At 43.2% G+C, this 19019-nt stretch carries 13 protein-coding genes and 2 tRNA genes; 9 read left to right on the top strand and 6 right to left on the bottom strand.

Going from position 1 to position 19019, the window contains the following annotated elements; translation table 11 throughout:
* The first annotated feature begins 34 nt into the window (after positions 1-34).
* From menD to FE392_RS07895, 6 genes are all read left to right on the top strand, one after another.
* Positions 35-1711, top strand: a complete 1677-nt coding sequence (gene menD / locus FE392_RS07920; protein WP_319929690.1) for a 2-succinyl-5-enolpyruvyl-6-hydroxy-3-cyclohexene-1-carboxylic-acid synthase — start codon at positions 35-37, stop codon at positions 1709-1711.
* Positions 1672-2478 (top strand): 2-succinyl-6-hydroxy-2,4-cyclohexadiene-1-carboxylate synthase, encoded by an 807-nt coding sequence (gene menH, locus FE392_RS07915; protein ID WP_319929689.1) that lies wholly within the window; start codon positions 1672-1674, stop codon positions 2476-2478. Before menD ends, menH begins: the two co-directional genes overlap by 40 nt.
* 12 nt (positions 2479-2490) lie before the next feature.
* Positions 2491-3348, top strand: a complete 858-nt coding sequence (gene menB / locus FE392_RS07910; RefSeq protein WP_319929688.1) for a 1,4-dihydroxy-2-naphthoyl-CoA synthase — start codon at positions 2491-2493, stop codon at positions 3346-3348.
* Entirely contained in the window at positions 3348-4346 is a 999-nt protein-coding gene (menC, locus tag FE392_RS07905; protein WP_319929687.1) for an o-succinylbenzoate synthase, read from the top strand. Before menB ends, menC begins: the two co-directional genes overlap by 1 nt.
* Positions 4337-5749 (top strand): o-succinylbenzoate--CoA ligase, encoded by a 1413-nt coding sequence (gene menE / locus FE392_RS07900; protein ID WP_319929686.1) that lies wholly within the window; start codon positions 4337-4339, stop codon positions 5747-5749. The genes menC and menE overlap by 10 nt, the downstream gene beginning before the upstream one ends.
* Positions 5750-5885: 136 nt before the next feature.
* Positions 5886-6428, top strand: coding sequence for a YfaZ family outer membrane protein (locus FE392_RS07895; protein ID WP_319929685.1), 543 nt, complete (start codon positions 5886-5888; stop codon positions 6426-6428).
* A gap of 101 nt (positions 6429-6529) precedes the next feature.
* Here FE392_RS07895 and tyrP read toward each other — a convergent pair whose 3' ends face one another.
* Together tyrP and FE392_RS07885 are read right to left on the bottom strand one after the other, a co-directional pair.
* Complete coding sequence (tyrP, locus tag FE392_RS07890; protein WP_319929684.1) at positions 6530-7735, bottom strand: tyrosine transporter TyrP; 1206 nt, start codon at positions 7733-7735, stop codon at positions 6530-6532.
* A 120-nt stretch (positions 7736-7855) separates the two neighbouring features.
* Complete coding sequence (locus tag FE392_RS07885; protein ID WP_319929683.1) at positions 7856-8740, bottom strand: LysR substrate-binding domain-containing protein; 885 nt, start codon at positions 8738-8740, stop codon at positions 7856-7858.
* Between the two features lie 121 nt (positions 8741-8861).
* Here FE392_RS07885 and FE392_RS07880 point away from each other — a divergent pair, with 121 nt between their 5' ends.
* Positions 8862-9278 (top strand): VOC family protein, encoded by a 417-nt coding sequence (locus FE392_RS07880; protein WP_319929682.1) that lies wholly within the window; start codon positions 8862-8864, stop codon positions 9276-9278.
* Positions 9279-9324: 46 nt separating this feature from the next.
* Here the strand turns inward: FE392_RS07880 and FE392_RS07875 are convergent.
* Together FE392_RS07875 and FE392_RS07870 are read right to left on the bottom strand one after the other, a co-directional pair.
* Positions 9325-9400: transfer RNA gene (locus tag FE392_RS07875), tRNA-Thr, on the bottom strand.
* 6 nt (positions 9401-9406) lie between these two features.
* Positions 9407-9494, bottom strand: a tRNA-Ser gene (locus FE392_RS07870).
* A gap of 212 nt (positions 9495-9706) precedes the next feature.
* Here FE392_RS07870 and rcsD point away from each other — a divergent pair.
* Entirely contained in the window at positions 9707-12451 is a 2745-nt protein-coding gene (gene rcsD, locus FE392_RS07865) for a phosphotransferase RcsD (RefSeq protein ID WP_319929681.1), read from the top strand.
* Position 12452: 1 nt separating this feature from the next.
* Positions 12453-13103 (top strand): response regulator transcription factor RcsB, encoded by a 651-nt coding sequence (gene rcsB / locus FE392_RS07860; protein ID WP_319929680.1) that lies wholly within the window; start codon positions 12453-12455, stop codon positions 13101-13103.
* Positions 13104-13170: 67 nt separating this feature from the next.
* Here the strand turns inward: rcsB and rcsC are convergent, their stop codons facing one another.
* A complete protein-coding gene (gene rcsC, locus FE392_RS07855; protein WP_319929679.1) occupies positions 13171-16029 on the bottom strand; it encodes a two-component system sensor histidine kinase RcsC in 2859 nt (952 codons plus the stop codon).
* A 185-nt stretch (positions 16030-16214) separates the two neighbouring features.
* Positions 16215-18869, bottom strand: a complete 2655-nt coding sequence (gyrA, locus tag FE392_RS07850) for a DNA topoisomerase (ATP-hydrolyzing) subunit A (protein WP_319929678.1) — start codon at positions 18867-18869, stop codon at positions 16215-16217.
* Positions 18870-19019 lie beyond the last annotated feature (150 nt).

Below are 19019 nucleotides of genomic sequence, written 5' to 3'. Positions count from 1 at the left end.
AACTTTTTTCTGAAAAGAAACCTTTGGGCATCGTATGTCAAACAGCGCACTGAACCGCCATTGGGCGAAACTTTTATTGGAAGCACTAACCCGCCATGGATTGCGTCATGTTTGTATTGCGCCAGGTTCCCGTTCAACACCATTAACGCTGGCAGCCGCAGAAAACCACAAACTTGTCTGCCATACACATTTCGATGAGCGTGGTCTGGGACATTTGGCTCTGGGGCTCGCTAAAGCAGGCAAAGAACCCGTAGCCGTTATTGTGACATCAGGAACGGCTGTCGCTAATTTGTATCCTGCATTGATTGAAGCCGGATTGACGGGAGAACGCTTGATTTTTCTTACCGCGGACAGGCCGCCAGAATTAATCGATTGTGGGGCAAATCAAGCCATTCGCCAAATAGGTATTTTTGCCTCCCATCCCACTCAAGCCCTTGCGTTGCCACGCCCTGCCGCAGATATTCCTGCCAGTTGGCTGGTTTCTTCTATCGATAATGGAATGTCAAACCTGAAGCAAGGCGCATTGCATATTAATTGCCCTTTTGCTGAACCTCTGTATGACAATGATTCCACCGCGCAGGAGGAATGGCTGCAAACATTGGGAGACTGGTGGCAAGGAGATGAACCGTGGTTGAAACAATCTGCAACTCACTTTATTGCCAAGGTTGATGATTGGCAATTTTGGCAGAAGAAACAGGGCATTGTGCTGGCTGGTAGAATGAGTGCCGAAGAAGGGCAGCTTGTTGCTTTGTGGGCGAAAGAGATGGGTTGGCCGCTGATTAGTGATGTTTTGTCCCAAGCCGGGCAATCATTGCCGAATGCAGATTTGTGGCTGAATCATCCTCAGGCTCAGAGCATTTTGGCTCAGGGGAACTTAGTCATTCAATTTGGTGCCAGTCTGACAGGGAAACGGTTGTTGCAGTGGCAGGCCAAATGCCAGCCGGAAGAATATTGGATTGTAGATCCCATTGCCGGCAGGCTTGATCCTGCTCACCATCGAGGGCGTAAATTTACTTGCCGTGTTATTGATTGGTTACGGGAAAATCCCGCATGCTCCCAACCATTGCCTTGGGCAGATGAGTTGGGCATCTGGGCAAAAAAAGCACGCGAATGTGTCGAAATAAAACTGGCAGGAAAATTCAGTGAAGCGTCAGTTGCCCATCAATTGCATCAATTGTTACCGCAGCATGGGCAATTATTTATCGGCAATAGCTTGATTGTGCGTTTGGTCGATGCTTTAGGGCAGTTGCCGGCGGGATATCCGGTTTACAGTAACCGTGGTGCCAGTGGGATTGATGGATTGATTGCAACCACCGCCGGTGTTCAACGGGCAACCAATAAACCGACACTGGCGATTATTGGTGATATTTCTGCACTCTACGATTTAAACAGTCTGGCCTTGTTGCGTGATCTTCCTGCGCCGCTACTGCTCATCATTGTCAACAATAATGGCGGCCAGATTTTCTCACTGTTACCAACACCGGAGAAAGAACGCCAGCATTTTTACTGCATGCCGCAAAATGTCAATTTTGACCACGCTGCGGCGATGTTCGGCCTGAATTATGCCGCTCCGGCAAGCTGGGCAGAATTAGAGCGACTCTCTAAACAAGCGTGGAAACGCAACGAAGCCACATTGATTGAAGTGAAAGTTGCAGGCAGTGAAGGGGCTGAATGTCTGCAAGCATTGCTAAAACAGGTGGAAATGCTGTGACATTGGGCTGCCAGAAGTTTCATTCACATAATCAAGGCGCATGGCTAGTTTGGCTGCATGGCCTATTGGGAGGCGGCGATGACTGGCTGCCTGTAGTGAATGCCTGTGATCAGTATGCGTCATTGGTTATCGATCTCCCCGGCCACGGCAGTTCCGCCGATATTACATTAAAAGGCGGCTTTGCTGAGATGAGTGTGCTGTTGGATGCAACCTTGTCTGAGCAGCAGATTGATGATTATTGGTTGATTGGTTATTCATTGGGCGGCCGGATTGCCATGCATCATGCAACTTACGGTAAACATGATGGCTTGCGGGGGGTTTTGGTTGAAGGGGGAAATCCGGGGCTGCCTTCCCCGCAGGATCGCGCCGTGCGATTGCAGCATGATAAACATTGGGCGCAACGTTTTCGGCAAGAGCCAATCGAATCTGTTCTGGTTGATTGGTATCAGCAAGCGGTATTTGCCGATCTAACCTCGGAGCAACGTAAACAGTTACTCCATGTTCGCAGCAAAAATAGAGGCAGTTGTATCGCTGATATGTTGGAAAATACCTCTCTGGCCCATCAATCTTGGCTAGTTCCTGATTTACAACAATTAAATATGCCTTTTTCCTATCTATGTGGCGAAAATGATTGTAAATTTCAGGAAATAGCGGCGCGATATTCTCTGCCATTAAAAACGATCCCTCAAGTTGGGCATAACGCACATTATGGTAATCCTGTAGCTTTTTCGGCCGCAGTAAACCACTTTTTATCACTTTTTGGTTAAGGAAATTCAATAATGCTCTATCCAAACGAAGAAGAACTATATGCCCCTGTTGAATGGCAAGATTATTCCCATGAATTTGAAGACGTTCTTTACCATAAATCCCTTGATGGCATCGCAAAAATTACAATTAATCGCCCACAGGTACGCAATGCATTTCGTCCCCAGACTGTCAAAGAGATGATGCAAGCACTGGCCGATGCCCGATATGACGATGAAATTGGTACGATTATTCTGACGGGAATGGGAGAAAAAGCTTTTTGTGCGGGCGGAGACCAAAAAATCCGTGGCGATTACGGTGGTTACAAAGATGACGGCGGAGTACATCACCTGAATGTATTGGATTTTCAACGCCAGATCCGCACTTGTCCAAAACCTGTCGTTGCCATGGTTGCAGGGTATGCTATTGGTGGTGGTCATGTATTGCATTTGATGTGTGACTTGACCATTGCCGCAGACAACGCCATTTTCGGTCAAACTGGCCCCAAAGTTGGTTCTTTTGATGGTGGCTGGGGGGCATCTTATATGGCCCGGATCGTGGGGCAGAAAAAGGCCCGTGAAATATGGTTTTTGTGCCGCCAGTATAATGCGAAAGAAGCATTGGATATGGGACTGGTCAATACGGTCGTACCTTATGCTGAGCTGGAAAAAGAAACTGTGCGTTGGTGCCGGGAAATGTTGGAAAACAGTCCAATGGCGTTACGTTGCTTGAAAGCTGCATTAAATGCAGATTGCGATGGTCAGGCCGGTTTACAGGAGTTGGCGGGGAATGCCACGATGCTGTTTTATATGACGGAAGAAGGGCAGGAAGGGCGCAATGCATTCAATGAAAAACGTCATCCTGATTTCAGCAAATTCAAGCGAAATCCATAATGCGTAAAGCAACTTTATATCAATTCAGCCTGCCAATGGAGGCAGGTGTCATTCTGCGCCACCAGCGCCTGAAAATCCGCGACGGTTTCTTGGTTCATTTGCAGGATAATGGACGTGAGGGGTGGGGAGAAATTTCCCCGTTACCTGAATTCAGCCACGAAACACTGGAACAAGCGAAAGCAGCAGCAGTGGAATGGTTACAACAATGGTGCCTGAATGTTCCATCCGCAGAAAAAACTCAGCAGGAAGAAAGCACGCTTCCTTCTGTTGCGTTTGGTATTAGTTGTGCGTTGGCTGAATTACAGGGCGAATTGCCGGAAGAAGCCAATTATCGCAAGGCTCCATTATGCACGGGAGATCCTGATGAGGTGATCCTGCGGCTGGGCAATATGCCGGGTCAGAAGGTGGCTAAAATTAAAGTTGGATTATACGAGGCAGTTCGGGATGGCATGGTCGTGAATGTCATGCTGGAAGCTGTGCCCGACCTTCAACTGCGATTGGATGCCAACCGTAGCTGGACATCGACAAAAGCTGATGGTTTTGCGAAATATGTCAATCTTGAATATCGGCGAAGAATTGCTTTCCTTGAAGAACCTTGTAAAACCCGGGAAGAGTCGCTGGCATTTGCCCGCAAAACTGGGATCGCAATCGCATGGGATGAAAGTGTGCGTGAAGCAGATTTTACAATAGCAGCACAAGAAGGGGTTTCTGCCATTGTCATTAAACCAACATTGGTAGGCAGCATTGCCCGTTGTCGTCGGCTGATCGCAGAGGCACATCAGGCAGGACTGGAAGCGGTAATTAGCTCCAGCATTGAAACGAGTTTCGGTTTGACTCAATTGGCTCGTCTTGCTCACTGGTTGACACCCGATACTGTTCCAGGCCTGGATACGCTGGATCTTATTCAGTCACAGCTTATCCGGTGCTGGCCGGATAGTGATATTGCGTGTACTGAATTGGATAAACTGGCACGCGTTTGGAGCCATGAATGTCAGTAATCGAATTTATGGAATGGCCGTGGCAGCACTGGGCTGCAACCCATCCCAATAAACTGGCTATTCAATTAGATGATGAGTCATTAACTTGGCAGCAAATAACACGAAGAATCAATGTCATTGCTGCCAGTTTCCAGCAGCAGGGGCTTTCCGAAGGCAATGGCATGCTCCTCAGGGGCAAAAACAGTGTGGAACTCCTGTTGTGTTATCTTGCCGCGCTGCAATGCGGAGCACGGGTTTTGCCTTTAAATCCTCAACTGCCAGAAAAATTATTGGCGGAATTGCTGCCTCATCTCAGTCTCGATTATGGAGTGGACTTCACTGATTCACCTTCACCAAGCCTTGAAGTCAAAAAACTCGATTGGTGCCAAATACCGCAGGTGATCTCTGAACAGCCAAAAATATGGCAACGCCATCGCCCTGCCAGCATGATTTTGACTTCGGGTTCATCGGGGTTGCCGAAAGCCGCCGTGCATTCTATCAATGCCCACCTTGCCAGTGCACAAGGCATCCTGTCTTGCATGGATTTTCAACCACATGATCGTTGGTTGCTTTCATTGCCGCTATATCATGTTTCAGGTCAAGGGATTTTGTGGCGCTGGCTGCAAACAGGGGCAGAATTGGCGCTGTTCCGGAGCTTGCATCCACTAAATCGAGCGGTATCCGGTTGTACTCATGCATCGCTGGTTCCTACCCAGCTTTGGCGTTTGTTGCATCAACCCAATGAACATAAATTGACCTTAAAAGAAGTTCTATTGGGAGGGGCAACGATACCAACGGTACTGACCCAACAAGCGGAACAACTGGGAATACATTGCTGGTGTGGTTATGGCCTGACAGAAATGGCATCAACTGTTTGCGTGAAAAGGTCGGATGAATTGCCGGGAGTAGGGAACCCGCTGCCGGGAAAATTCATTCGTTTGGTGGATGAGGAAATTCAAATTCACGCGGATAGTATCGCCATGGGCTATTGGTTTGATGGCGAATTGAAACCCTTGACAGATAGCGATGGCTGGTTTCCAACCCGCGATCGAGGCATGTTCGATCAGGGAGAATTGCGTATTTTAGGGCGTCTCGATAACCAATTTTTTAGTGGCGGGGAGGGAATTCAGCCAGAAGATATCGAGAGAATCATTAATCAGCATCCCCAAATAGAACAAAGTATTGTTGTTCCCATTCCCGATATGGAATTCGGTCATCGCCCGGTAGCAGTGATCGACACTCAACATCCAGCCTTGGCGGCAACGCTTATCGATTGGCTTTCGGACAAACTGGCTGTTTTCCAGCGTCCAGTGGCCTGCTATTTATTACCCGTTCAACTGAAAAATGGTGGAATAAAACTTTCACGCCAGCAAATTAAACTATGGGTTTTGGAAGGAAGAACGGAAAAAAGCGGTATAAACTAAGCAATAGTTGCAATATTTACACATCTTGATAAATCTAAATGTTTCATTTCCTTTGGTGGCTATGGCATTCCTTGTTTTTTAGTAAACTATCTTAAGTAGTGGCATCAGCACCCAATCATTAAAAAGAGAGATGAATATGAAAAGTTTGATTACTGGCGGTGCACTCAGCTTGCTCTTTGTAGCTAGTGCGGCAAATGCTATTTCTATGGATATACAGGCAGGAAAACATAATACAAGTACATCTGTGGGAATTGGTGATAAAAATGCGGGTCTGTCTTTTAATGGCAACTGGACTCGCAGCGATCATAATGGTCAGCTTGGCAGCTTAGGGGCTCTTTTTGCTCTGCCTGTTGGCCCATTTACGGCAAGTGTCGGTGGCAAGGCTCTTTATCTGTCTCCAAAAGACGGAAGCAATGGTGCGGCATTGGCGGGAGGTGTCGGGCTCAGTTGGGCGGTTTTCCCATCTTTATCCCTGTATGGTGAGGCTTATGGTGCCCCAGAAAGTTTAACGTCAGGAATGGATTCTTATACTGAAGCTGCTGGAGGGTTGCGTTATGTCCTCTTTAAACCCCTGACTGTTGATGCAGGTTATCGAGTCATTGATATAAAAGGGAAGAACGGTCATCGTAACAATAAAGTTTCGGACGGTTTTTATGTCGGTGCGGGCTTTAGTTTCTAGCAATTACTTTAATTTTTGACAATTGTTTTAATTTATAGCAAGTGACAGATGCTAAGGTTATCCGCATCAATATTAATGCGGATAACCTTACACCGCCGAGCTTATCCTACCTGAGGCAGAACCCCTGTCACGATGCTAATTTGAATGGCAATAACCGCAATTCCACAGAGGAAGACAAAGATTAAGGCGGGTTTGCCCCCTTTTACGCGATAGCCTTCCTTGTTTTCTGCCCGGCTGCGCCAAACCAGCAGGCAAGGCAATAACAGTGCCAAGATGGAGAGTGCTACAGCGGCATATGTCAGAGCCATAACAAAGTTAGGGTAGAACAACGAACACAGCAAAGGCGGAACAAACGTAATCAACCCGGTTTGTAGGCGGCCTTTAGCGTGGTTGCGGCGTTTCAACAAATCAGCCAGGTAATCAAACAGCCCCAGAGAAACACCCAGAAAAGATGTCGCCAAGGCGAGATCGGCAAACAAATGAACGGCAAGTTCTACTTTTGGTGAGGCAACAACTTCTCTGACCGCTTGCAATAAACCATTCAGGCCAGATTGCTGTGCAAGAATACCCACAAAAGTATTTGAGGAAATGGCGCCAAGAGTGACCAGTTGCCACAGAATATAAGCGAACAGGGGAATGGCACTGCCGATGATAAAGATTTTACGTAGTTTATTGGTATCCCCTCCCATATAAGCAACAATGCTTGGCACACTGCCGTGAAACCCAAATGACGTAAAAATCACCGGAATGGCCGATAATACTAACCCTTGCTCTATGGGCATGGATACCAAATTAATTTTATCAATGTGCGGCATCATTACGCCGAGTACGATAACCAGAAAAACTATTTTGGCTGTAAACAGCAGGCGATTAATTAAATCGACGGATTGGGTGCCGATACAAACAACGCCGCCAGCAATAAGGGTGAAAGTAATAATCCCAGTAGTGACAGAAATGGGTTTTTCCAGCCAAGAAGAAAGGCTCGCTGCCAACAATTCTCCTGCGCCACTGATATAGGCTGTCGTCAGGGCATACATAAGGAAAAGCATACTGAAGCCCGCCAACACTTGACCACCAAATCCGAGATAGCGTTTTGCAATGGTCCCCAATCCAGTATTAAATGTATTATGTTGATAAACTTCTACAAGCAGGAGTGCTGTATAACTCATTAATGCCCATAGGGCGACTAACATAGCGAATGTAGTGCCAAAACCCACTCCCGCTGATGCCAGTGGCATAGCCAGCATCCCCGCACCAATCGTCGTTCCGGCGACAATAAAAATACTGCCAATAGTGCGATTTTTCACGCTTTCCTCGTTTCTGGTTATGTTGAAAAATAGTTATAAGACAGGCAGGTTAAATGATTGATTTATGGCTGTCAAATCAATGATACATTCGGTGTAAACCCAGCTTTACTATTTTGTTGTTTACTTATTTATCTGCGTCTCAATCCACTGACGAAAATATTTAATGGCATTGGTATGTTGGCTGTTTCGGTTTTCGATAATGTAGTAAGTGGCACCACATAATTGATAAGGAAAGGGGCAAACCAATAGGCCATCTTTAATGGCTTGTCGCAGCATAAGTCGGCTGGCAATGACAACACCTTGACCGGCAATCGCAGACTGTATTGAGTGAACTTCATCTGTGAAATGTAAACCATGAGAAACAGTTAAATCTTTTGGGCCAAATAGAGAACGCCAGATATCCCAATCAGGAGGAGGAGCTGGAATACGTCGACCATCGGTATGAATTAATGTCATTTGTAGTAAATCTTCTAATTTGTTAATGCGTAAAGAAGGGCTGGCTGCCAACACAAAATCATCTTTAAAAATGGGGTATACATTCGCTTCCTTTTCTGAGGGAAAGCCATAGCGGATAGCTAAATCAACACCAGTTGCTTCAATATCAATCACATTATCATTTGCATGAAATCGAAGGTCGATATCAGGAAGTTGCTCACGTAAAAGTGTGAGATGCGGTACTAGCCAACAACTGATAAACGCTGTAGTAGTCGTTAGTGTTAAAGGAACGGGATTATGCTGTGAGTCAATTTTCGCGATGGCAGTTTTGAGTAATGAAAATGCTTGGGTTGTCGCGGAATATAGAATGTTTCCTTCTGTGGTTAACATTACGCGGCGTGGTGAGCGCTCAAGGACACGTACCATTAACTGACTTTCTAATAATTTAATTTGGTGGCTTATTGCCGTAGGGGAAACACCAATCTCTTCCGCAGCTAATTTGAAACTTTTCAATCGTGCTACGGTATCAAAAACTCTCAATGAGCTTAATGACGGAAATCGTCTTTTCATGCTGAGTTATTCTCATCTTTTGCTGAAAACATTGAATTTGAATACCACAAAATGATGGTGATATTGTTTGTTTTTCTAAAACTAGTGATGAAAATAATTCAGTATATGGGATGAATAATTTATGACAAAGCAAGCTGTAAAAGAATTGCGACTCGTAGTGACTACAGAAGATTTTGACAAAGCCTTGGCATTTTATCGTGATACTTTAGGGCTTACTGAAATCAATGCAGTGCCGCCGGATAATGGCAAGGTCGCAATCTTGGAAGCAGGGCGTGCCACGCTTGAGCTGGTTGAGCCTTCTACGGCAGATTTTATTGATAGAATTGAAGTGGGTAGGCGGGTTTCAGGTTGGATTCGGGTTGCGTTTGAAGTCACTGATGTAATGGAAGCGACTTCTTCATTACAAAGCGCAGGTGCCGAGGTGCTCGGTATACCACAACAGACACCTTTCCATTCTATTAATAGTCGGTTGGAGGCACCTGCCGGGCTTCAACTGACGCTATTTCAACGAAATAAAACTGAATGTTCAATGGAGTAACAAAAAGTAAAAACCCGCTATCTCAGAGAGATAACGGGTTTTTGTATGGTGCCGGCTACCGGAGTCGAACTGGTGACCTACTGATTACAAGTCAGTTGCTCTACCAACTGAGCTAAGCCGGCGAAATTTGGCGGAAGGATAGAGATTCGAACTCTAGGATGGTTTCCCATCGGCGGTTTTCAAGACCGCTGCCTTCGACCGCTCGGCCATCCTTCCATGGCGCGAGATTATGCCTATATCGCTTTGATGTGTCTACCCCCCAAAGATAAAAAATCGTGTTTTTTTTACTGTTTGCTCAATCTTCGATCTGCAATGGCCTTTTCATCCGCTAACCTGCTAGTATTAAACGCAATCCATCTGCTTATTTATTTATGGATTGGTGTCATATTAACCATAATATATTCACATTACAGGCAATGATATAAAGAATGTCTAAGCAACCACCTATCAAGCCATCCGCGATCCCTCGTTTTTACACGCTATTTGTTACTTTGCTTTTTACGTCTCTATTTTTATTCGGGTATAACTATTTTGATATTTGGCTGATGGAGAAAAAATATGCTATCAGTAGTGTAACCGCGAAGTTGAGATTGCAGATTGCAGATTATCGCTATCACGCAAATCATATCTTTGAGCAATCTAATACTTTGCCAGCTTCTTCTCAAAGAAGTGGGTCATTGATAAAACTTCGTCCTGATGCCTATTGGCTAGAAAATCGTAATCAAAGTGTTGATGCAATTATTTTCGGGCAGTTCAACGATTCGAGCGTTCAACTTGCCCAGCAGCTTTCTAACTATCTGGGAATTCTCTGGGGATCACGCAATGAATACTTGTCCATGTATTATCTCAATGGGAAAGACAACAACTTACTTCTGGTAACTAATCATTCAGTTTTAAAACCAGAAATAAAGTTCAAGGAGAGTTACCTGACTAGGACTCCGGATATAAGGCGTTCTGAGATGTTGGATCAATCTATTACACTGGAGGAAAAAGAGAGTATTTCCCCTATTAATGTACTGCGCAGTGAGAATCTTTATTTCTATACTTACAAAGCTGCGTTTAATTCAGTCGGTCAATTAACCACCGTTATTGCTTTTGATCTACCCATCAATAACCTTTTGCCGGTTGATATGTCACCTGCAAACTTTCGTCTGCAAGCGACTAATTTACATGATTTCGATAACTCCAATAACGTGGATGTTTCATTGAATGGTTTTTGGCTGGAGTTCTCGCAACCGCTTAAGATGATGCCGTATAAATTAGTTTATCAAGTTCCATTGAAAACTCTGATTGCGGATTTATTGTTCAGAAATGTCTGGCTCTTGCTTTCAATATTGCTTTTCTTTTTATTCTCATTAAGCGGTATATTTTATATTCGCCGGCGATATATTGCACCTAATGCTTCTATGAGCCATGAACTAAAAATTAAAAATGCCTTGAATAATGATATTATCGCCAATATTCCTATCGGATTGCTGGTCTATGATTTTGAATCAAATCAGATAGTTATATATAATAAAATTGCAGAAAAATTGATACCACATCTAGATTTGAATAAAGTAAAGGCGGTCGCGCAACAACATCATGGTGTCATTCAAACATCCATTGATGAGGCGATTTATGAAGTGAAAATGTATAATAATGACTTATTGCCTGAAACATACTTATTCTTGCTGCAAGACAAAGATCAGGAAGTCATGATAAATAAGCGACTGCAACTTGCTCATCGAGAATATGATAAAAGCATTCAAGCCAGACGTTCAATGCTTTCGAATATTAACAATGAAATAAAAGTCCCAATTAAGGGAATGAATGACATTGCCGTTCAACTAAAGCAGTTATCGCAAGATGAAAATGAACTTAAGCTACTGGATAAATTATTGGCTAAATCTGAATATATCACAGAATGGGTTGATAATATTTCGTTGCTCAATGGGTTAGAATTAGGTGACTGGCAGCCTGTAAATGAGGTATTCTCTCTATCCGCACGATTGGAGAATATTTTAAAGGCTTCATTGGCAACCTTAAATGCTAAGGGATTACGGGTTTATTATCATTTTAATATTCCCCATGAATCTTTATTCATTGGAGATGGTGATGCATTAAGTAAAATTGTCACGCTGTTATTTAATTATGCAATGACGACAACCAGCTATGGTAAAATATCATTGAGCGTTAATAGCTCTGGTAAATATGACAACCATATTCAGATTGAGCTGGTGGATAGTGGCTCTGGTTTAAGCGAAAAGGATTTGACGAGTTTGAATTATCCGTTTTTGAATCAATCTGCAGAAGATAAGTATTCTACTAATTCTGGCATGACGTTTTATTTATGTAACCAGCTATGTAAAAGAATGGATGGAAGTCTTGAGATTAAAAGCAAGCTGAGCTTGGGAACTCACTATGTGATCAACCTGCCATTGGTGCAGCATGATGATGAAAATAGTGAACCCCCACGGCTTTTGGAGGGAATTACGGCTTTAATTGATATCAATAATCCTGAAATTAGTAAAATAATACATACTTATCTTGACGATTATGGTGCAGCCTATTTCGTTAAAGGCAAAGAAAATGTCACGGAAGAGTACGATATTATTCTGACGGACAAACGATACAAAGAGAAAAAATCAACTATATTATTAGTAGGTGGTCTAGCCGGATTCGAGAAGGTGAAACCCGGCCTGATTAAATGTAATTACAATTTTGTTGATTCTGTTATCAATGCAATATCGCTTTTGATTGAAGAAAATTTCAGTTCGGATGAATCCAGAGAAACGCCTGAGTTCACTCAGCTAACATACGATCTCTCTGATAATACGAATGCGGTAGAGGGCATTGATTTATTTGCGTTTGGTGATAGTAACATTTGGGATATTATCAAGGATTGCCAAATTCAATTGGCTAACAGTGACTATAGGGAGTTATTTAGAGAGACAGTGCCTATGGATATCACTAAACTGTATACTGATATAGAGCAATATGATTTGGTATCGCTTTCGCAAACGGTGCACCGCCTTAAAGGGGTGTTCGCTATGTTAGAGCTTAAATTTCTTAGGTCATCATGTGAGGCGTTGGAAAAACACATAGCAGACAATAATGAAGTAGAAATCAAAAATAGCATCAGCCTCATTGATTCCTTTGTCACAAAGCTGTTGCAGCAAGGTAACCAATAATATGAATAACCTTAATGTCATTATTGCTGATGACCATCCCATAGTCTTGTTTGGCATTCGCAAGTCACTTGAACAAATTGAGTGGATTAATGTCGTTGGTGAATTTGAGAATTCAACTACGCTCATTAATAGTTTGCCACATATAGAAGCAGATGTTCTCATAACAGATTTATCGATGCCTGGGGATAAATATGGCGACGGTATCACCTTAATAAAATATATTAAACGTCATTACCCAACATTGGCGGTTATTGTTCTTACAATGAACAATAACCCAGCAATTTTAAGCGCGATACTTGAGCTTGATATTGAAGGAATAGTGTTGAAGCAGGGAGCGCCAACTGATTTACCGAAGGCACTTTCTGCTTTACAAAAAGGTAAACAATTCACGCCAGAAAGCGTGTCTAAATTGTTGGAAAAAGTAAATGCTAATGGTTACGGAGATAAGCGTTTATCTCCAAAAGAAAGTGAAGTTTTGCGTTTATTTGCTGAAGGTTTTCTGGTTACTGATATTGCCAAGAAACTTAATCGCAGTATTAAGACTATTAGTAGTCAGAAAAAATCAGCGATGCTGAAACTGGGGGTTGATAACGATATTGCGTTGTTAAATTATTTATCATCTGTCACCATTGACAAAGATATTGGTAAATAGGTAATGGGTTATCTTCCTTAACAGAGGGTCGGTAGCAGAAGTTACCGATTTTTTGTTATTTATAAAATCAATATTTCTTATTTTCAGCATTGATATATTTTATTAGTACACTTTTTAACGTTGCGAGTGAAACAGGTTTTGATAGACAATTATCCATTCCGACATTGGCACAACGTTGCCTTTCATCTGCCAATGCGTTAGCGGTGATGCCAATAATTGGCTTACTGTAGTCATTATTCCTTAAATATTCAGTGAGCTCATAGCCATCCATATTTGGCATATTGACATCGGTCAGAATAATATCTACTGGATTGTTTTTTAAATATTCAATGGCCTCAATGCCGTCATTGACCATTGATGTATTAAACCCGATTGAATTCAATTGATCGACCAACAAATGTCGATTGATGGGATGATCATCAACAACCAATACCTTAAATGAACTCAAATTACTGTCAGTTTTAATTGTTTTTGCTGAAAGCAGAGGGAGCGATATAACTGGGTTAGAAATGATATTATTTTGTTCTGCCAGTAGGTTGTCCAGAATATCATCTAATTTATTTAGCTCATAAGTGTTATGCAGCCAATAATTTTCATGAATTTGTTTTGGTGGGCCAATATGCTTTTCTGATATTTCTATATAATAATCGACCGCAATTTTTTGCTCATTTGGGTGGTCGCTAATGAGTATTTCTGAGTTGTCTATATTATACCCGTCAAAAAGAACAACGCGGAAATGATTTTGTGAGAGGAAATTCTGTAAATATTTTTCCATAAAATCATTGCGGATAGCCAGCAATATCTTTTTCTGATCTCGCCTTTCCGGTATTTTTCTGACATTAAATTTCACGCCATACAGAGGCAGGCGAACAGAAAAGATACTGCCAATATGTTTCTGTGAAGCGAACTCGATATCGCCATCCATTAAATTGATGAGCTTTTCACAAATAGCCAGACCCAACCCAGTACCTTGTGAAGAACTTTCTTTATTAGATGCGATTTGGAAGAAGGGTTCGAATAGCTGGAACTGCAATTTATCTTCAATTCCCAGCCCTGTATCTCTGATGCTGATATACAGGTAACCATGTTTGGAATTGATTTCAATAATAATACAGCCAGATGCAGTAAATTTTATTGCGTTATTAAGCAGGTTAGAAATGATTTGCTGTAACCTGAGCGGATCATTGCGAATGATGTCAGGAAGGTCAGGTTCTATATAGCAGTATAACCCCAATCCTTTCTTGGTCATCAGAGGAAGATAATTGGAGATTACATGCGATATGATTTCTTTGTAACTGAAATCATTGGGTTCGATTTTCAATTGATTGGATTCTATTTTTGAAAAATCAAGGATATCGCTGATAATTTTTAGCAATAATGAGGATGAGTTGCTCATTGTTGCCAACAATCGAGAAGATTCTGGCGGCAATGAATGAGATTGCACCAGCTCCAGATTACCAATGATCCCATATAATGGGGTTCTTAACTCATGGCTGACGGTTGCAAGAAACATTGATTTTGCTTGGTTGGCTTGTTCTGCTGCTGAGGCCATTTCTTGCAGTGATTTTTCCATTTTCACGCGGGTACTGACATCGATCAGCACGCAAATTGCCACTTCTTCGTTAAGATAGCGTGAATGCACAAAACTAATCTGCAAGTGGTTATTGTTGCTGGTAACGACATCAATATAGCTGCTGTTCTTATCGCAAATAATATCCACGATACGTTTTTGATCTTCAAACGTCAGCATTTGGATATAGTTATGAGCCAGCTCATTACTCAGGATACTCGTACCGTCGCTAACTCTTAATATACTTATGCCTACAGGGGCAGATGCGACAATTTTATGATTGAATTGTTCGTGCTCTTCAAGGCGCATGGCATTATTTTCTGCCGGAGCGAATATTCTTCGCTCAAGCAGCCAAACGAAAAAGGCAATCAATATTGCAGAAATTATATTCAAGATAATGGCATTGATCGTTTCAACTTTTACAGCGTCATAAATATATGTCGTGGGCAACGCATAGGAAACGTATAATGTGGAGGGCGCTAACCGCCGTGTCATCATGTAATAAGTGAAATTTTCATCATAGCCCATTACTGATGATTGTAATTTGAATTTTATTGGTGGTTGCTGATTATTCGTTTGTACTGGGTGCTGTAAATCAATTTGGCCTGAGTTATTTAGTATCGTTATGATTACGGGTTTTTCTTTCAATTGGAGAAAGAGTTCCAACCTGATACTCTTTTCGAAACCAATAAGACCGGCCAATTTCCCATTAGCGTAAATTGGCGCAATGACATAAAGGTTCCCGTCATCTATTCTTGAATTGGGAATAATCCAAAAAATAGAGTTATCTCTGGTGTTATTTTGTGACTTAGCCAGTTTGAGGGTATTGTCGTAAAGCATCTTTTTTAATGCATCACTGGCTATCATGTTATTGCGTGATGAAAAGTTCACCATACACATGCTGGGTGTAGCAATAAAAAATATTTGGTTTACCCCACGCAAGGCCGCGATATTATGCGACCAAAATGAAATCGCGCGATTCAATGAATCTATTTTATTATGCTCTGTTTTTCGTAAGGTATTACAATCGGAATTTGAGTTCAGGGATGTGTATGAGAAAACGCTGTAATCATATGGCGGGGTAACTATTTGGTTTTTATCATTCCTTACTGATAGTTGATCCTCGGCCATATATTGGAAGTCACGCAAAGTAGCAGTAAGACCCCGCATAAAAGTAAATGCTACATCGTAGTTAGCATTATATTCATACGCAATATCTGCTTTGACCTTATTAAAAATATCGATCACATAAAAACTTGTTAATAAGGCACCGAGTGCCCACACCATAAATCCAAGCACCCGAAAAAGATAACGGGATATTTTTAATGACGTCTGAAAAGAAGATAGATATCTCAAGAGATCGCCTGACGAAGAGCAAAGTTAATAATAACTATTCACAGCATATACTAGTGCAGCTGGGAATACAAAGTAGCATTTGATTCTTGTCTATTCTTAGCCAAAAGATTTCACAAAAAAGCAGGCATTGGAGTGCCTGCTTTTTGATGACTATACAACAGCAGAATTAGACTAAGGTGTAATAATTACGCTTGGTCTTCGGATTCGCTATGTCCTTCACCGTCATGTTCTTCACCGCCAGAAACAGCAGCTGTATCCTCATCTTCTTCATCTTCAGGTTCAGCTACACGTTGCAAGCCAACGACTTTTTCGTCATCTGCGGTTCGGATAAGGGTAACGCCCTGCGTATTACGACCAACAACACTGACCTCAGAAACACGGGTTCTGACCAAAGTGCCTGCATCAGTAATCATCATGATCTGATCGGTTGTATCCACTTGTATTGCACCGATAACGTGACCGTTACGCTCGCTGACTTTAATGGAAATAACACCTTGGGTTGCACGCGATTTTCTTGGGTATTCATTCTCGGCCGTACGTTTACCATAACCATTTTCGGTGACGGTCAGAATTTCTCCTTCGCCACGAGGAATGATAAGAGAAACGACTTTGTCGCCTTCGCTGAGTTTGATACCACGGACACCGGTAGCGGTACGTCCCATCGCGCGAACACCTTTCACACGAACAGTACCATCTTCCAGCGTCTCTTCCTCTTCTTCAAGGAAGCGGACAACTTTACCCTGAGCTGAGAACAGCATAACTTCATTGCTGCCATCCGTCAGGTCAACACCGATCAGTTCATCCCCATCATTCAAGTTGACTGCGATGATACCGGCACTACGCGGACGACTGAACTCGCTGAGCTTGGTTTTCTTGACGACACCACTTGCCGTTGCCATGAAGATGTTCAACCCTTCTTCATATTCACGTACAGGCAGAATGGCTGTAATACGCTCGTTTTGATCCAATGGCAACAGATTGACAATTGGACGGCCACGGGCACCACGACTTGCCTCCGGCAATTGATAGACCTTCATCCAGTACATCTTGCCCTTATTCGAGAAGCAGAGGATGGTATCGTGGGTATTGGCTACCAACAGGCGCTCAATGAAATCTTCTTCTTTGGTGCGCGCGGCTGATTTGCCTTTGCCGCCACGACGCTGGGCTTCGTAGTCGGACAGTGGCTGGTATTTGACATATCCCTGATGGGATAGAGTCACCACGACGTCTTCTTGAGTGATCAGATCTTCAATATTGATATCTGCGGAATTTTCAGTCAGTTCAGTCCGGCGTGCGTCATTGTATTGTTCTTTAATGGCCTGCAATTCTTCACGAATGACTTCCATCAAACGCTCTGGGCTTTCCAGAATGAATAGCAACTCAGCAATGACTTTCAGCAGCTCACGATATTCGTCGAGCAGCTTTTCATGCTCCAGACCTGTCAGTTTTTGCAGACGCAAATCCAAAATAGCCTGTGCCTGCTGTTCCGTCAGGTAATATTTGCCATCACGGATACCATATTCTGGTTCCAGCCATTCAGGGCGCGCAGCGTTGTCACCCGCTTGTTCCAGCATGGCTGCAACATTGCCCAGTTCCCACGGTTGGGAAATCAGGCCAGCTTTGGCTTCAGCAGGAGTGGAAGCTCGGCGAATCAACTCGATGACCGGATCGATATTTGCCAGCGCAACGGCCAAGGCTTCAAGGATATGAGCACGTTCGCGAGCTTTACGCAGTTCAAAGATTGTCCGACGTGTAACGACTTCGCGGCGATGGCAAACAAACGCAGAAAGAATATCTTTCAGGTTTAGCAACTTTGGTTGTCCCTGATGCAGGGCAACCATATTGATACCGAATGAAACCTGTAGCTGGGTCAGTGAATATAGATTATTGAGGACAACTTCACCGACAGCATCGCGTTTGACTTCGATAACAATGCGCATTCCGTCTTTGTCAGATTCATCCCGCAGAGCGCTGATGCCCTCAATACGCTTGTCTTTGACCAACTCAGCGATTTTTTCGATCAATCTGGCCTTGTTGACCTGATAGGGAATCTCATTGACGATAATGGTTTCGCGACCATTTTTTTCGTCAGTTTCAATTTCTGCGCGGGCGCGAATATAAATTTTACCGCGGCCAGTACGATAGGCTTCCTGAATGCCACGACGTCCATTAATGATGGCAGCCGTAGGAAAATCAGGGCCAGGGATATATTCCATCAAGCCTTCAATACTGATGTTTTCATCATCAATATAAGCCAGACAGCCGTCAATCACCTCAGATAAATTGTGGGGAGGAATGTTGGTTGCCATACCCACCGCAATCCCTGATGAACCATTCACCAGCAGATTGGGAATACGGGTTGGCATAACCTCGGGGATTTGCTCTGTGCCATCATAGTTGGGCACAAAGTCAACAGTTTCTTTTTCTAAGTCTGCCAGCAATTCATGGGCAATTTTCGACATGCGTACTTCGGTGTAACGCATTGCAGCCGCAGAATCGCCATCTACTGACCCAAAGTTCCCCTGACCGTCAACCAGCATGTAACGCATGGAAAATGGCTGTGCCAGACGAACAATCGTGTCATAAACAGCGCTGTCACCGTGCGGATGGTATTTACCGATAACATCCCCAACAACGCGGGCAGATTTTTTATAGGGTTTATTCCAATCATTTCCCAATACATTCATCGCAAAAAGTACGCGGCGGTGTACTGGCTTCAGTCCATCCCGAACATCTGGCAGTGCGCGTCCAACAATAACGGACATCGCATAATCCAGATACGAGCTTTTCAGCTCTTCTTCGATATTGACCGGTGTGATTTCTCTGGCAATGTCGCTCATGGAGCCACTGTCCCTCATACTCCGAATTCAAAGGCTTAGAATTATACCACAAATTGACAGTTTTATAAAAACCTGATGCGGGTATTTCATGATTAAGGCATGTATAATAGTTTTCTATCACACATCCCCATAATACTGTTACGTTTTCTG

The organism is Xenorhabdus santafensis, from assembly GCF_033949405.1.
Classification (GTDB): domain Bacteria; phylum Pseudomonadota; class Gammaproteobacteria; order Enterobacterales; family Enterobacteriaceae; genus Xenorhabdus; species Xenorhabdus santafensis.
Note: the sequence above shows the minus strand (reverse complement) of the source record. Positions and strands in the feature narration are given on the sequence as shown.

Bases quoted from the DNA above. Each gene is read 5' to 3' on its own strand.
- menC (WP_319929687.1), top strand. From the start codon at position 3,348: ATGCGTAAAGCAACTTTATATCAATTCAGCCTGCCAATGGAGGCAGGT.
- rcsD (WP_319929681.1), top strand. From the start codon at position 9,707: ATGTCTAAGCAACCACCTATCAAGCCATCCGCGATCCCTCGTTTTTAC.
- FE392_RS07885 (WP_319929683.1), bottom strand. From the start codon at position 8,740: ATGAAAAGACGATTTCCGTCATTAAGCTCATTGAGAGTTTTTGATACC.
- menB (WP_319929688.1), top strand. From the start codon at position 2,491: ATGCTCTATCCAAACGAAGAAGAACTATATGCCCCTGTTGAATGGCAA.
- gyrA (WP_319929678.1), bottom strand. From the start codon at position 18,869: ATGAGCGACATTGCCAGAGAAATCACACCGGTCAATATCGAAGAAGAG.
- rcsB (WP_319929680.1), top strand. From the start codon at position 12,453: ATGAATAACCTTAATGTCATTATTGCTGATGACCATCCCATAGTCTTG.
- menH (WP_319929689.1), top strand. From the start codon at position 1,672: ATGTCTGCAAGCATTGCTAAAACAGGTGGAAATGCTGTGACATTGGGC.
- FE392_RS07895 (WP_319929685.1), top strand. From the start codon at position 5,886: ATGAAAAGTTTGATTACTGGCGGTGCACTCAGCTTGCTCTTTGTAGCT.
- menD (WP_319929690.1), top strand. From the start codon at position 35: ATGTCAAACAGCGCACTGAACCGCCATTGGGCGAAACTTTTATTGGAA.
- FE392_RS07880 (WP_319929682.1), top strand. From the start codon at position 8,862: ATGACAAAGCAAGCTGTAAAAGAATTGCGACTCGTAGTGACTACAGAA.
- menE (WP_319929686.1), top strand. From the start codon at position 4,337: ATGTCAGTAATCGAATTTATGGAATGGCCGTGGCAGCACTGGGCTGCA.